Here is a 13,687-nt window from a genome sequence, read left to right as displayed (position 1 = left end):
GGCTTGCTCGGATTCCGTGCACTGCCCGGACCCCTGGGAATGCCCGGACCGCCCGGAATCCCCGGATGGCCCGTGGTCCCCGAACGGCCCGTGGTCCTCGGCTAGCGCCAAGGCCGTGAAGTTTGCGGCTGGGCCGTGTCGTCAAGGGCCTGCGGCTGCGAGGATCTCGATGCCGGTGGTGGCCTTGTAGCTGGTCCGGTCGATACAGGGCCCTCGTGCCTGGTACTTCGAGATGGCGCGTTTGACGATGCGGGGGCTGACCCGTAGCCGCCGCTGGGGCAGCAGGCCGGCCAGGACGTGCCGACCGATGATGCCGACGAGGTCGACGACCGGGTCGGCGATGATGCCCGCGGCCAGGACGAGCTGGTCGCGGGCGGCCTGCCAGGCGATGGAGAAGCCGGCCCGGTCCGGGTCGGTGCCGGGCTGGGTGCTGGTGGCGTCCGCCATGGCGGTCCGCAGCAGTTGGTGGACCACCAGCAGGGCGTAGATCTCCTGGTCGATGCCCTCGGGGGTGCGGGCGCGCAGGACCCGGCCGCCGAGGATGGTCGATTTCAGTTCCAGGTAGGCGGTTTCGATCTCCCAGCGCTGGTGGTAGAGCATGGCCAGTTCACCGGCGGGGTGGCGGTGGTGGTCGAGCAGAGTGGTGGCGAGCCGGTAGAGGCCGGTGTGTTTCCCGGCGGTGGTGGTGATGGTGATCTCGCAGTCGACGACGCGCACGGGTACCGGGCCGAGGGCGGAGAGGTAGGAGCCGTCCCGGTAGCGGGCCAGGATCGGCATCCGGCGGCCGTTCTTGAGCCGGACCAGGACCTCGGCCCCGGTGGCCGCGATGTCGTTGATCAGCCCCTGGGCGGCGAAGTTGCGGTCGGCCAGCAGGATCATCCCCGGCCGCAGGCTGGGCAGCAGGCGCGGGGCGTGGGTGGTCTCACCCGATGTGGTGGGTCCGAAGACCGCGTCGATGAGGGTGCGGGTGCCGCAGGCGACCAGGGTCAGCAGGCGGACCTGCGGGTAGCCGGTCCCGCCGTGGTTGCCCGCCTGCTTGGTGAACCGGGTCAGGACGGCAGGGGTGTCGGGGACCGTCAGGGTGGTGCCGTCGAGCGCGATCACCAGCAGACCGTGCCACCATGCTCCCGGTGTCCGTGGCCCGGCCACCGGGCCTTTCAGCAGGTCGAACAGCCATTTCAGCGGTGTGGCGCCGATACGGCGGCGGGCCTGGGCCAGCGCGCTTGCCGACGGCGCGGCCAGTGGCAGACCGGCCAGAGCGCCGGTGAGCTTGCGCCAGACCCCGAGGTATCCGACCTCCGGGAACAGGCACCCGGCCAGCAGCAGGTAGACGACCACCCGGGATGGCAGGTCCCGCAGCCGCTCCTGGACCCTGCCCGTGGCCTTCAATGCCTCGTCGACCATTTCGAAGGGGATGCACTGGGTGAGTTCACCGAGATGACCGGGTGCGAACCGGCCTCCGGCCACCGTGACGACACGAGTGATGGCACACTGTCCGGACAGCGGAGCCTCCGGTCCTTGTGAACGGCTTGTCTTGGTCGACTGCCAGTTCTACCGGGGCTCCGCTCCTCATGTCCGCGAAACCGCAGCTTACGGACCCTGGACAACCCCACCCATCCGCAAACTGAACGGCCTTGCGGCTAGCGCGGGCGGCTCGGACGGCTCGGATCGCTCGGATGTCGGGGAGACGCTCGCGCTCAGGGCCGCTCTCCGCGCTTGACCTGGGGCTTGGGCAGCCGCAGCCGGCGCATCTGGAGCGTGCGCATGAGGCCGTAGGCCACCGCGCCGCGCTTCGGCTCGTTGGGGAATCGCTCGTTCAGCTGCTTCTTGAGCCGGATCCAGAGGCCGATCGAGTCGACCACGATCATCACGATCACACCGAGCCACAGCAGCATTGCGATGTTCTGCAACTGGGGCACGCGGACCATGGAGAGCACCAGGATCACCACGGCCAGGGGCAGGAAGAACTCGGCGACGCAGAAGCGCGAGTCCACGAAGTCGCGGACGAAGCGGCGCACCGGACCCTTGTCGCGGACCGGCAGATAGCGCTCGTCGCCACCGGCCAGTGCCTCGCGCTGCTTGGCCAGATCGGCTCGGCGCGCCTCGCGCTGGCGGCGCATGGCCGCCTTGCGGTCGAGGGGGGCCGACTGCGCCCGGCGGCGCTGGGTCTGGGCCTCGCTGCGCTTGGGGGTCGGGCGGCCCTTGGGGGCCTCGGGGTCGCGGGGCTGCTTGGAGAGGTCCGCCGTCACCTTGTCGGTGGGGGCCTTCTCTTCGTTGGAACGGCTACGGAACACAAAACACAAGGGTACGGGGTGGCGGGCGGCAGCCCCAGCCCCCTGGGGAACGATCCGGCAACGGCACTCGTCTGCAAGGGGCAGAAGCAGAAGCAGAAGCAGCGTGCACGGGACGGCGCCTCCGCGGCCCCCTGACGGCCACCTACTCCCTGCGCGGGAGCGAAGCGGCCCGCAGGTCGTCCTCGGGGATGAGCGCATCGGCGCCCGAACAGTGCGGTAATGGATGCAGGGCCCGTACTGTGGGTTCTGGAGAAGCTGGAGCTGAGTTCCGTCAGAAGGGGGCGCGCGAAGCCCATGAGCGGTGTCATGAAGCGTATGGGGATGATCTTCCGCGCGAAGGCAAACAAGGCCCTTGACCGGGCCGAGGATCCGCGCGAGACCCTCGATTACTCGTACCAGAAACAGCTGGAGCTGCTGCAGAAGGTCCGTCGTGGTGTCGCCGACGTGGCGACCTCCCGCAAGCGCCTGGAACTGCAGCTCAACCAGCTCCAGAGCCAGTCCTCCAAGCTGGAGGACCAGGGCCGCAAGGCGCTGGCGCTGGGCCGCGAGGACCTGGCGCGCGAGGCGTTGTCCCGGCGTGCCGCGCTGCAGCAGCAGGTCACCGATCTGCAGACGCAGCACGAGACCCTCCAGGGCGAGGAGGAGAAACTCACCCTCGCCGCCCAGCGGCTGCAGGCCAAGGTGGACGCCTTCCGTACGAAGAAGGAGACGATCAAGGCCACCTACACCGCCGCCCAGGCGCAGACCCGGATCGGCGAGGCGTTCTCCGGGATCTCCGAGGAGATGGGCGACGTGGGTCTGGCGGTCCAGCGGGCCGAGGACAAGACCGCCCAGTTGCAGGCCCGGGCCGGGGCCATCGACGAGCTTCTGGCGTCCGGTGCGCTGGACGACCCGACCGGGATGGCGAAGGACGACATCGCCGCGGAGCTGGACCGCATCTCCGGAGGCACCGACGTCGAGCTGGAACTCCAGCGGATGAAGGCCGAGCTGGCCGGGGGCACCTCCCAGCAGGCCATCGGCTCCGAGGGCGGCGGCACCCGGCAGCAGGCCATCGAGGGCGGCGACGCCTCGGCGCAGGACCAGGCCCAGGGCAGTACCCGGCACAAGTTCGACAAGCAGTAGGGACGGCGCGTCATGATCGTACGGATCATGGGGGAGGGGCAGTGGACCTTGGAGGACAGCCACTTCGACGAGCTGAACAAGCTCGACGACGAGCTGCTCGCCGAGATGGAGACGGGTGACGCGGAAGGCTTCCGCCGTACTCTGGGCGCCCTGCTCGACGAGGTGCGCCGCTGCGGGGCACCGCTCGCGGACGACGCCCTCGAGCCCTCCGAGCTGATCCTGCCCGCCCCGGACGCGACCCTCGACGAGGTCCGCGCCATGCTCAGCGACGGCGGCCTCATCCCGGGCTGAGCCCGGTCCGGGCTTCTGTCCCCCGGCCACGGCCCGCGCCCGGACGACGCTCCGGCCGGGCCGGGGACCCGGCGTTCCCGGCCGGGCCTGTACGTCCCCGTACGTCCCGTCCCCGGCCCGTCCTTTCCGGCGGCCGTACGTCCCCGGCCCGGTCCGGCCCGTCGCCTTCCGGGCGGTCGTATGTCCGCGCCCGTCAGCCGCGTACCACCCGCACGCCTGCGTACCTCCCGCACGCCTGCGTACCTCCCGCACGCCCCGCAGTGCGCCCCTTGCGCTGCCTTACGCCCCCTTGCGCCCCGGGGCGGGCGCGGCCCGCCTCCCGTCCCGGCCGACCCCGTACCGTTGCCTGACGTGACCGCATCTCTGGCCGGATTCAGCCGGCTCGCACCGACGCGCTCCTGGCTCAGTGCGCATCCGACGGCGTTCGACGCCGGCCTCGCGGCCGCGGTGCTCCTCTGCATGGTCGCCGCGTCGTTCGCCGACCCCCACGGGCCCCACGGGCCGACTTTCGGCACCCGCACACCCGAGGTCCGCAGTCTGCTGCTGATGGTGACGGCCGCCGGGGCTCTGGTGTTCCGGCGTGTGCGCCCCGTGCCCGTGGTCGCGGTCACCGGGGCCCTGTGCGTCGCCGAACTCGTCTCCGGCGATCCGCCCGCGCCCGTCGCCATGTCCGTGGTGGTCGGCCTCTACACGGTGGCGTCCCGCACCGACCGCCCGACGACCTGGCGGGTCGGCCTGCCGGCCATGACCGTGCTGACCGGGGCGGCCGTGCTGTTCAGCTCCGCGCCCTGGTACAGCCAGGAGAACCTGGGGCTCTTCGCGTGGACCGGCATGGCGTCCGCCGCCGGCGACGCCGTGAGGAGCCGGCGCGCCTTCGTCGACGCCATGCGGGAGCGGGCCGAGCGGGCCGAGCGGACCCGGGAGGAGGAGGCCCGCCGCCGGGTGGCCGAGGAGCGGCTGCGGATCGCCCGAGACCTCCACGACGTCGTCGCCCATCACATCGCTCTGGTCAACGTGCAGGCAGGAGTGGCGGCACACGTCATGGACAGGCGGCCCGACCAGGCCAAGGAGGCCCTGTCCCAGGTGCGGGAGGCGAGCCGTTCGGCGCTGAACGAGCTACGGGCCACGGTCGGTCTGCTCCGGCAGTCCGGCGACCCGGCGGCGCCGACCGAGCCCGCGCCGGGACTCGCCGTCCTCGAGCCGCTGCTCGACGGCTTCCGGCGGTCCGGGATGCCGGTCCGGCTGGCACGTACCGACCGGGGCGCCGAGCTGCCCGCCGCCGTCGACCTCGCCGCGTACCGGATCGTGCAGGAGGCGCTCACCAATGTGCGCAAGCATGCCGGGGCCGCGGCGAAGGCCGAGGTGAGCGTCGTCCGGGTGGTCGGGGCCGTGGAGGTCACCGTCCTCGACGACGGCCGCCCCGCCGGACCCGGGCCGGAGGGCGCGGACGGCATGAACGGCACGAACAACATGAACGGCACGGGCAGTGCCGACGGCGCGGGCGGCGAACCGGTGGCCGGAGGCGGCAGCGGCGGGCACGGACTGGTCGGTATGCGCGAGCGCGTCACGGCCCTCGGCGGCACCCTGATCGCGGGCCCCCGCTACGGAGGCGGCTTCCGGGTGCAGGCGATACTGCCGGTCGAGGCGGACGCGGAGGGGAACGTGGACGGATGACCATCAGGGTGCTGCTCGCCGACGACCAGGCCCTGCTGCGCAGCGCGTTCAGGGTGCTGGTGGACTCCGAGCCCGACATGGAGGTCGTGGGAGAGGCCGCGGACGGAGCCCAGGCCGTGGAGCTGGCCCGCTCGGCCCGCCCCGATGTCGTCCTCATGGACATCCGGATGCCCGGCACGGACGGTCTCGCCGCCACCCGCATGATCAGCGCCGACCCCGGACTCGCCGGGGTGCGGGTGGTGATGCTGACGACGTTCGAGGTGGACGAGTACGTCGTGCAGTCGCTGCGGGCCGGGGCCTCCGGTTTCCTCGGCAAGGGCGCGGAACCCGTGGACATGCTGAACGCCGTCCGGATCGCCGCCGCCGGCGACGCCCTGCTCTCGCCCGCGGCGACCAAGGGCCTGATCGCCGAGTTCCTGGCCCAGGGCGGAGGTCCGGGGCACCAGGACTCCGGGCTGTACGCGGAGCGGCTGGCCGCGCTGACCGGCCGGGAACGCGAGGTCCTCGTCCTCGTCGCCGGCGGACACCCCAACGACGAGATCGCCGGGCTGCTGGAGGTCAGCCCGCTCACCGTCAAGACGCATGTGAACCGCTCGATGGCGAAGCTCGGCGCCCGCGACCGGGCGCAGCTGGTGGTCATCGCGTACGAGTCGGGTCTGGTACGCCCAGGGGCGGATTGAGTCGCCACGCGGCAGGGCTTCACGCGGCAGCACTCCACGCGGCAGGGCTTCACGCGGAAGCACTCCACGCGGAAGCACTCCACGCGGAAGCACTCCATGCGGCAGGGCTTCACGCGGAAGCACTCCATGCGGCAGGGCTTCACCCCGGCAGGGCCCCCACCGGAAGCCGTTTCACCCCGCGTACACGGGCGCGGGTGGCGCCGACATGGGGGACGCGCTGAGAGTGCTCCGCTTCACCCCGCGTACGCGGCCGTGGGCGGCGACCCGGGACCCCCGCCGCCTCGGTGGGAACGCCGTCGTCCCGGTGCGGGGGCACCACCCCCGGGCGTCCTGCCGGCCCCCGCGTCACGTCCTGGTGGCTCTGGTCCGCTCGCGCGGATGCCGGGCCCGGCGGGGGCGGTGTCGCCCCGGCATCTGGCGAGCAGGTGCCGGGGCGACGGGGGGCCCGCGCACACGGGCGGGCCCGTCACGGTCAGGGAAGCGCCAGCATGCGCTCGAGGGCCAGCTTGGCGAAGCTCTCCGTCTCGGAGTCGACCTGGATCCGGTTGACCAGGTTTCCCTCCGCCAGGGACTCCAGCGCCCACACCAGGTGCGGCAGGTCGATCCGGTTCATCGTCGAGCAGAAGCAGACCGTCTTGTCGAGGAAGACGATCTTCTTGCCCTCCGAGGCGAAACGGTTCGCCAGACGGCGTACCAGGTTCAGCTCCGTGCCGATCGCCCACGCGGAGCCCGCGGGGGCGGCCTCCAGCGTCCTGATGATGTACTCCGTGGAGCCCACGTAGTCCGCCGCGGCGACGACCTCGTGCTTGCACTCCGGGTGGACCAGGACGTTCACCCCCGGAACGCGCTCGCGGACGTCGTTGACGGAATCCAGCGAGAAGCGGCCGTGCACCGAGCAGTGGCCGCGCCACAGGATCATCTTCGCGTCGCGCAGTTGCTCGGCGGTGAGTCCGCCGTTCGGCCTGTGCGGGTTGTAGACGACGCAGTCGTCCAGGGACATGCCCATGTCGCGGACCGCCGTGTTCCGGCCGAGGTGCTGGTCGGGCAGGAAGAGGACCTTCTCGCCCTGTTCGAAGGCCCATTCCAGCGCCCGCCTGGCGTTCGACGACGTGCATATCGTGCCGCCGTGCTTGCCGGTGAAGGCCTTGATGTCCGCGGAGGAGTTCATGTACGAGACGGGCACCGTCCGCTCCGCGACGCCCGCCTCGGTGAGGACGTCCCAGCACTCGGCGACCTGCTCGGCCGTGGCCATGTCGGCCATCGAGCAGCCGGCGGCGAGGTCGGGGAGGACGACCTTCTGGTCGTCGCCGGTGAGGATGTCCGCCGACTCGGCCATGAAGTGCACACCGCAGAAGACGATGTACTCGGCCTCCGGCCGGGCCGCCGCGTCCCTCGCGAGCTTGAAGGAGTCGCCGGTGACGTCCGCGAACTGGATGACCTCGTCGCGCTGGTAGTGGTGGCCCAGCACGAACACCTTGTCGCCGAGCTTCTCCTTCGCCGCACGGGCGCGCTCCACCAGGTCCGGGTCGGACGGGGAGGGAAGGTCACCGGGGCACTCGACGCCCCGCTCGCTCCTGGGGTCGGCTTCGCGGCCGAGCAGCAGCAGGGCGAGCGGTGTCGGCTGGACATCCTGGGAGCCTCCCGCTGCGTCCGGCGCGGTGAGGGAGGGCTGGGCGGTGGTCACGTCACGCACCCTTTCTACTCTTCGATCGGGGCGGCGGAGCCGCGTCCGGTGGCTCGCCGAGGTGCACCGGAGAGCCTTTTCGTCTATTTGACGCTATCTATCATAACCGCTTCACGTCACTTTGACGATGTCCATAGTGTCGATGTGACGCAATTCCCGGTGCCGAGCCGTCCACTGGTCGATGACCCGGAGGGAGGGCATGTGCGAGCATGAAAGGGAAAAGCCAGGGCCGGTCCGGAATGAATCCGGGGCCCAGCCGGTTGCCAACGTCGGCAAGCAGTGTCCGTACAACCCGGGAGAGAAGCAGATGTCCGTATCGGACGAGACCACCACCGTGAGCGACGGCATCCTCCTGTCCGACGCCGCCGCCGCCAAGGTGAAGTCCCTGCTGGAGCAGGAGGGCCGGGACGACCTGGCGCTGCGTGTCGCGGTTCAGCCCGGTGGCTGTTCCGGCCTGCGCTACCAGCTCTTCTTCGACGAGCGCTCGCTCGACGGCGACGTCGTCAAGGAGTTCGACGGGGTGAGGGTCGTCACCGACCGCATGAGCGCGCCGTACCTCGGTGGGGCCTCCATCGACTTCGTCGACACGATCGAGAAGCAGGGCTTCACGATCGACAACCCGAACGCGACGGGCTCCTGCGCCTGCGGCGACTCCTTCAGCTGAGTCGGCCGAACCTTCCGCCCGGCCCGCCGGACTACCGGACTGGACCAGACCGCCGGACTACCGGACCGGACTGCGGACCGGACCGGGCGGACCCGCAGGACCGCCGGACGCCCGCTCACCTGCGGGGCACGGCGTCGCCGCTCTCCTCGTCGACCACGATGCGGTCACCCAGCGGTTCGCTCAGCGTGACCTCCTCGGTCAGCTCCTTGGCGATCAGGATGCAGACCCGCCCGGGATCCGGCCGGGACACGATGATCTTCACCTTCACCTCGCTGCCGGTCTCCTCCGCCTCCGCCGAGTAGGTGCTGCACACCCCGCCCCAGAAGCGCAGGGTCAGGGTGCGCCCGTCCTTCGCCACGGCGTACGACTCCACGGACCGGATCGAGGTCTCCGGGAGCTTCGAGTCGTCGGGCGGGGAGGGTACGGCGGTGGCCGGCGGCGCGGGCGGCCGCTCGGCGGCGGACTTCAGGTACTCCGGTGCCACGGCGGGAAAGACGACCGTGGCACCCGGTGCGCCGGTCCTCGATTCCGTCGCGAACAGCCACGAGGGAACGAGGGCGGGCCGTCCCTCCAGCGAGCGCACCGCCAGCCCGAACTCGGCTCCGGTGACCTTCACCACCTCGGCGGGAACCGGCGCACCGCTCTCCGGCTCGCACGGCGCGGCCGGCTTCCCCTCGGCCGGCTTCCCCTCGGCCGGCTTTCCCTCGGCCGGCTTCTCCTCAGGCGGCTTCCCCTCGGCCAGCGGTCCGGGCGTCGCGCACCCCCCGATGCCGACCGGGCCGCCGGCCGAGCGCTCGGCGTTCAGCCGCTTCAGCGCCTCCTCGGCACCGACCACCGGGTACTCCGGGCCCGCGGCGGGCCGCACCAGCTGCCCGCTGCCGTTCCCGATCGTGCCGTCGGCGGCCACATGGACGCTGGTGGACCAGCCGTACGTCGGCAGACCGCCGACCAGCGGGTCGGCGCGCACGACGCGGTGCGCACCCAGCACCTGCCTCGCGTCCAGCCTCGCGTCGCCCAGCCCCAGCGCCGCCAGCACGGGGGCGGCCGCCTTCTTCGCGGCGGCCTCGCTCACCGCCGGCGCGTTCGGCGGCCGGGGCGCGGCCGGGCCGGTCGCGGGGGGATCGCACACGTCCTTGCCCCCGGCGCAGTCGTCGCCCTTGGGCGGCCCGAAGGCGCTGAACGTCCAGGTGCCCGGGGCCTGCCGGTTCACCTGAAGCATCGGGCCGCCGGCGTCCCCGTCCGCACCGGCCTTCCACACGTCGCCCCGCAGCAGCGGCTCGCCCGGCACACCGAGGGCCTCGGCCAGCGCCTCGACCTGCGCCTTTCCGACGGTCCCGTTCACCTCGTGGAGGCGGGCGGAGCCGGGGCCGTCCGGGAGTCCGCCCTGCGCCCGGTACCGCACGCCGTAGGGCCCGGGCTCGCCGACGGCGATGCCCGTGGCGCCGTCCAGCGCCAGTGGCGGGGGCTCGGGGCCGGTTCCCGGTGCGGCGCCCCCGTCCCCGCCTCGGACCCCGCCCCCGCCGTCGAGGGCGGTCGCGGCGAACCAGGTCCCGCCACCCCCCGCGACCAGGACCGCGGCTGCCACGGACGCGACGGCCAGCGGAGATCGCCGAAGACGGCGGACCGCTCCGCCCTCGGGACCTCCGGCGCCGTCGGCGCTGTTCTGGGGGCGCTCTGTGCTGCTCACCGCATCGCTCCTTCGGACGGACCCGGTTCATCGGGGGCATCCATGGGACGGAGTGGGGGAGCGCGCGGTTCCCGGAGTGCGCCGTGCGGGGGTAGCGGAGCGTTCGGGGGCGCGTGTCAGTCGCCGTACCCGGGCATCGAGCCGACCAGCCGCGCGGAGGCGGGGCCGACGACGACCCCGTGGATCAGCGAAGGGTGCACCGGGTCGGCCGGGGTCACCGGTGGCGCCACCCAGTGCGGCGCCATCCGCGCGCTGTCGCCGCGCAGCTCGGCCAGGCTGATGTCGATCTGCCCGAGCCCGGCCGGGCGGCGCTCGTGGAGGGTGACGTGCGACGTGGGGTTAGGCATATCGGCACCGTACGCAGGGTAACGCTGAGGTAAAAGACCTACTATCGGGTAGTTTCCGTCCTTCAGGGGGCCCGGGACAACCGGTAGCGTTAACCGTCAACTCCGCCTCCCCTCCAGGAGCACTCAGCCGTGCGAATCGCAGTCACCGGCTCCATCGCCACCGACCATCTGATGACCTTCCCCGGCCGCTTCGCCGACCAGCTGGTCGCGGATCAGCTCCACACGGTCTCCCTCTCCTTCCTCGTGGACAACCTCGACGTGCGCAGGGGAGGGGTCGGCGCCAACATCTGCTTCGGGATGGGCCAGCTCGGCACCGACCCGGTCCTGGTCGGAGCGGCCGGCTCCGACTTCGACGAGTACCGCGCCTGGCTCGACCGGCACGGCGTCGACACCGCCTCCGTCCGGATCTCCGAGGTGCTGCACACCGCGCGCTTCGTCTGCACGACCGACGCCGACCACAACCAGATCGGCTCCTTCTACACGGGCGCGATGAGCGAGGCGCGCCTGATCGAGCTGAAGTCGGTCGCGGACCGGGTCGGCGGTCTGGACCTGGTGCTGATCGGCGCCGACGACCCCGAGGCGATGCTGCGGCACACGGAGGAGTGCCGGTCCCGGGGCATCCCGTTCGCCGCGGACTTCTCCCAGCAGATCGCACGGATGAACGGCGACGAGATCCGGATACTGCTGGACGGGGCGACCTACCTCTTCTCCAACGAGTACGAGAAGGGGCTCATCGAGTCGAAGACCGGCTGGAGCGACGAGGAGATCCTGGAGCGCGTCGGCCACCGGGTCACCACGCTCGGCTCGCGCGGCGTGCGCATCGAGCACAGGTCCGAGCCGTCGATCGAGGTCGGATGCCCGGAGGAGGAGTCCAAGGTGGACCCGACGGGCGTCGGCGACGCCTTCCGCGCGGGCTTCCTCTCGGGCCTGGCCTGGGGGGTCGGCCCGGAGCGCGCCGCCCAGGTCGGCTGCATGCTCGCGACGCTGGTGATCGAGACGCTCGGCACCCAGGAGTACACCCTGCGCCGCGCCCACTTCATGGACCGCTTCACCAAGGCGTACGGCCACGACGCGGCGTCCGACGTCCGCGCACACCTGTCCTGACCCGCCGGGTCGGGGCCGGCCGCGGACCCCCACCGGACATCCGCGCCCACCCGTCCCGGCCGCGCGGCCCCGGTTCCCGGCCGCTCGAACGCCACGTCCCGGCTGCGCGGCCCCCGTCGCGGGGTCCCTCGCCGCCGGGACGGTCCCGGCGCCGGGTGCCCCGCCTCCCGGGCCGCCCGTCAGCCGCGGCGACGCACCATGTACGCCGTGCCGCCCGGCGCCGGGGACTCCCGGCCCCGGTTCCCGGCCGCTCGAACGCCACGCCCCGAGGGGCGTGGCGTTCCGCGTGCCGGGGTCCCTCGCCGCCGGGTTTCCCCCCGCCGGGTGCCCCGCCGCCGGGTGCCCCGCCGCCGGGTGCCCCGCCTCCCGGGCCGCCCGTCAGCCGCGGCGACGCACCACGTACGCCGTGCCGCCCGGCGCCGGGGACTCCCGGCCCCGGTTCCCGGCCGCTCGAACGCCACGCCCCGAGGGGCGTGGCGTTCCGCGTGCCGGGGTCCCTCGCCGCCGGGTTTCCCCCCGCCGGGTGCCCCGCCGCCGGGTGCCCCGCCGCCGGGTGCCCCGCCTCCCGGGCCGCCCGTCAGCCGCGGCGACGCACCACGTACGCCGTGCCGCCCGGCGCCGGGGACTCCCCGACGTACTCCTGGTCGCGCATCCCGCACCAGGCCGGGATGTCGAGCCGGGCGGCCTCGTCGTCGGCGAGGACGGTGACCGTGCCGCCGACCGGTACGTCTCCGATGACCTTGGCGAGTTCGATGACGGGGACGGGGCAGCGCTTGCCGAGGGCGTCCACCACCAGCGACCCGGACCCGGGGGAGGTCTCCCCGGCCACCGGTGCCCCCAGCCGGCCGCGGACGCCGGCGACGACCCCGGGCAGGACCTCCAGGAAGCGGTCGACGTCCTCCTCCGCGGTGCCCGGCGGAAGGGACACCCGCACATTGCCCTCGCTCAGGACGCCCATGGCCCGCAGCACATGGCTGGGGGTGAGCGTCGAGCTGGTGCAGGACGAGCCCGAGGACACCGAGAAGCCCGCCCGGTCCAGCTCGTGCAGCACCGTCTCCCCGTCGACGTAGAGGCAGGAGAAGGTGACGAGATGGGGCAGCCGGCGCACCGGGTCGCCGACCACCTCGACGTCCGGCACCAGCTCCGGCACCCGGGCGCGGATCCGGTCGACCAGTTCCCGCAGCCGCCGGGCCTCGGCCTCGGCGGAGTCCCGCACGGCCCGCAGCGACGCCGCGGCCGCCACGATCGCCGGGATGTTCTCGAAGCCCGGGGCACGCCCCGACTCCCGTTCGTCCGCGGGGTCCTGAGGGGCGAAACGGACGCCCTTGCGGACCGCGAGGAGTCCCACACCCGCCGGGCCACCCCATTTGTGCGCGCTCGCGGCGAGCAGTGACCAGTCCCCGCCGACCGGGCCCCAGCCGAGGGACTGCGCGGCGTCGACGAGCAGCGGCACCCCGGCCGTCCGGCAGCGCTCGGCCACCTCGGCGACCGGCTGCTCGGTGCCCACCTCGTGGTTCGCCGACTGCAGGCAGGCGAGCGCGGTGTCCTCGCGCAGGGCCTCCCCGAACACGCCCGGTGAGACCGCGCCCCAGCGGTCGACGGGCACCTCGGTGACGGGCCGGCCCTCCGCCGCGTGCAGCACGGCGGAGTGCTCGACCGCCGAGACGACCAGATGGCTTCCCGCACGGCGGCGGCCCGCGAGTGCGCCCGCGATGCCCGTATGGAGGGCGCGTGTCCCCGAAGGAGTGAAGACGAGTTCGTCCGGGCGGCAGCCCACGGCGTCCGCCGCCGCCTCCCGGGCCGCGTCGAGCAGCAGCCGCGCCCGGCGGCCCTCGCGGTACAGCCGCGCCGGGTCCGCCCATCCCTCGTCGAGGGAGGCCTGGAGGGCCTGCCGGGCGACGGGATGCAGCGGGGCCGAGGACGCGGCGTCGAAGTAGGGCACGCCACCACGCTAACGCGCGGGCTCAGAGGAGTCGTCGGGAGCCGCCGGGAGCCGTCGGGAGTCGTCGGGAGCCGCCGGGAGTCGTCGGTAGCCGTCAGGGGCCGTCGAGTTGTCGGGAGCCGCCGGGAGCCGTCAGGGGTCGTCGGGAGGCGTCGGCGCGGGGCCCGGTCAGGGGTCGGCGGGAGCCCCGGCCGGCGG

At 73.0% G+C, this 13,687-nt stretch carries 12 protein-coding genes; 6 read left to right on the top strand and 6 right to left on the bottom strand.

Going from position 1 to position 13,687, the window contains the following annotated elements; translation table 11 throughout:
- Positions 1 to 141: 141 nt before the first annotated feature.
- Positions 142 to 1,467 (bottom strand): IS4 family transposase, encoded by a 1,326-nt coding sequence (locus DDQ41_RS03525; protein ID WP_109293153.1) that lies wholly within the window; start codon positions 1,465 to 1,467, stop codon positions 142 to 144.
- A 230-nt stretch (positions 1,468 to 1,697) separates the two neighbouring features.
- Positions 1,698 to 2,294 carry a DUF3043 domain-containing protein gene (locus DDQ41_RS03520; protein WP_109293152.1) on the bottom strand — a complete coding sequence of 199 codons (597 nt, stop codon included), beginning with the start codon at positions 2,292 to 2,294 and terminating at the stop codon, positions 1,698 to 1,700.
- A 294-nt stretch (positions 2,295 to 2,588) separates the two neighbouring features.
- Here DDQ41_RS03520 and DDQ41_RS03510 point away from each other — a divergent pair, with 294 nt between their 5' ends.
- The 4 genes from DDQ41_RS03510 to DDQ41_RS03495 all read left to right on the top strand — a co-directional run bounded on the left by DDQ41_RS03510 (position 2,589) and on the right by DDQ41_RS03495 (position 6,061).
- Positions 2,589 to 3,416, top strand: a complete 828-nt coding sequence (locus tag DDQ41_RS03510) for a PspA/IM30 family protein (RefSeq protein ID WP_172607887.1) — start codon at positions 2,589 to 2,591, stop codon at positions 3,414 to 3,416.
- Between the two features lie 12 nt (positions 3,417 to 3,428).
- On the top strand, positions 3,429 to 3,707 hold the full coding sequence (pspAA, locus tag DDQ41_RS03505; protein ID WP_109293151.1) for a PspA-associated protein PspAA: 279 nt from the start codon (positions 3,429 to 3,431) through the stop codon (positions 3,705 to 3,707).
- A 351-nt stretch (positions 3,708 to 4,058) separates the two neighbouring features.
- Positions 4,059 to 5,381 carry a sensor histidine kinase gene (locus DDQ41_RS03500; protein ID WP_109293150.1) on the top strand — a complete coding sequence of 441 codons (1,323 nt, stop codon included), beginning with the start codon at positions 4,059 to 4,061 and terminating at the stop codon, positions 5,379 to 5,381.
- Positions 5,378 to 6,061: a response regulator gene (locus tag DDQ41_RS03495; RefSeq protein ID WP_109293149.1), complete on the top strand. Its 684-nt coding sequence runs from the start codon at positions 5,378 to 5,380 to the stop codon at positions 6,059 to 6,061. Before DDQ41_RS03500 ends, DDQ41_RS03495 begins: the two co-directional genes overlap by 4 nt.
- A gap of 472 nt (positions 6,062 to 6,533) precedes the next feature.
- On the opposite strand, the gene nadA is transcribed toward DDQ41_RS03495, so the two are convergent.
- Positions 6,534 to 7,754, bottom strand: coding sequence for a quinolinate synthase NadA (gene nadA / locus DDQ41_RS03490; protein WP_373995524.1), 1,221 nt, complete (start codon positions 7,752 to 7,754; stop codon positions 6,534 to 6,536).
- Between the two features lie 298 nt (positions 7,755 to 8,052).
- Between nadA and erpA the strand changes: the two genes are divergently transcribed.
- On the top strand, positions 8,053 to 8,409 hold the full coding sequence (gene erpA, locus DDQ41_RS03480) for an iron-sulfur cluster insertion protein ErpA (protein WP_093660113.1): 357 nt from the start codon (positions 8,053 to 8,055) through the stop codon (positions 8,407 to 8,409).
- A gap of 115 nt (positions 8,410 to 8,524) precedes the next feature.
- Here erpA and DDQ41_RS03475 read toward each other — a convergent pair whose 3' ends face one another.
- Both DDQ41_RS03475 and DDQ41_RS03470 read right to left on the bottom strand, forming a co-directional pair.
- Entirely contained in the window at positions 8,525 to 10,096 is a 1,572-nt protein-coding gene (locus DDQ41_RS03475; protein WP_109293146.1) for a hypothetical protein, read from the bottom strand.
- Positions 10,097 to 10,212: 116 nt separating this feature from the next.
- Positions 10,213 to 10,443 carry a hypothetical protein gene (locus DDQ41_RS03470; protein WP_109293145.1) on the bottom strand — a complete coding sequence of 77 codons (231 nt, stop codon included), beginning with the start codon at positions 10,441 to 10,443 and terminating at the stop codon, positions 10,213 to 10,215.
- 129 nt (positions 10,444 to 10,572) lie between these two features.
- Here DDQ41_RS03470 and DDQ41_RS03465 point away from each other — a divergent pair, with 129 nt between their 5' ends.
- Positions 10,573 to 11,547: a carbohydrate kinase family protein gene (locus DDQ41_RS03465; RefSeq protein ID WP_109293144.1), complete on the top strand. Its 975-nt coding sequence runs from the start codon at positions 10,573 to 10,575 to the stop codon at positions 11,545 to 11,547.
- A gap of 577 nt (positions 11,548 to 12,124) precedes the next feature.
- Here the strand turns inward: DDQ41_RS03465 and DDQ41_RS03460 are convergent.
- Complete coding sequence (locus DDQ41_RS03460) at positions 12,125 to 13,489, bottom strand: cysteine desulfurase/sulfurtransferase TusA family protein (protein ID WP_109293143.1); 1,365 nt, start codon at positions 13,487 to 13,489, stop codon at positions 12,125 to 12,127.
- Between the last annotated feature and the right edge of the window lie 198 nt (positions 13,490 to 13,687).

The organism is Streptomyces spongiicola, from assembly GCF_003122365.1.
GTDB classification, from domain to species: domain Bacteria; phylum Actinomycetota; class Actinomycetes; order Streptomycetales; family Streptomycetaceae; genus Streptomyces; species Streptomyces spongiicola.
Note: the sequence above shows the minus strand (reverse complement) of the source record. Positions and strands in the feature narration are given on the sequence as shown.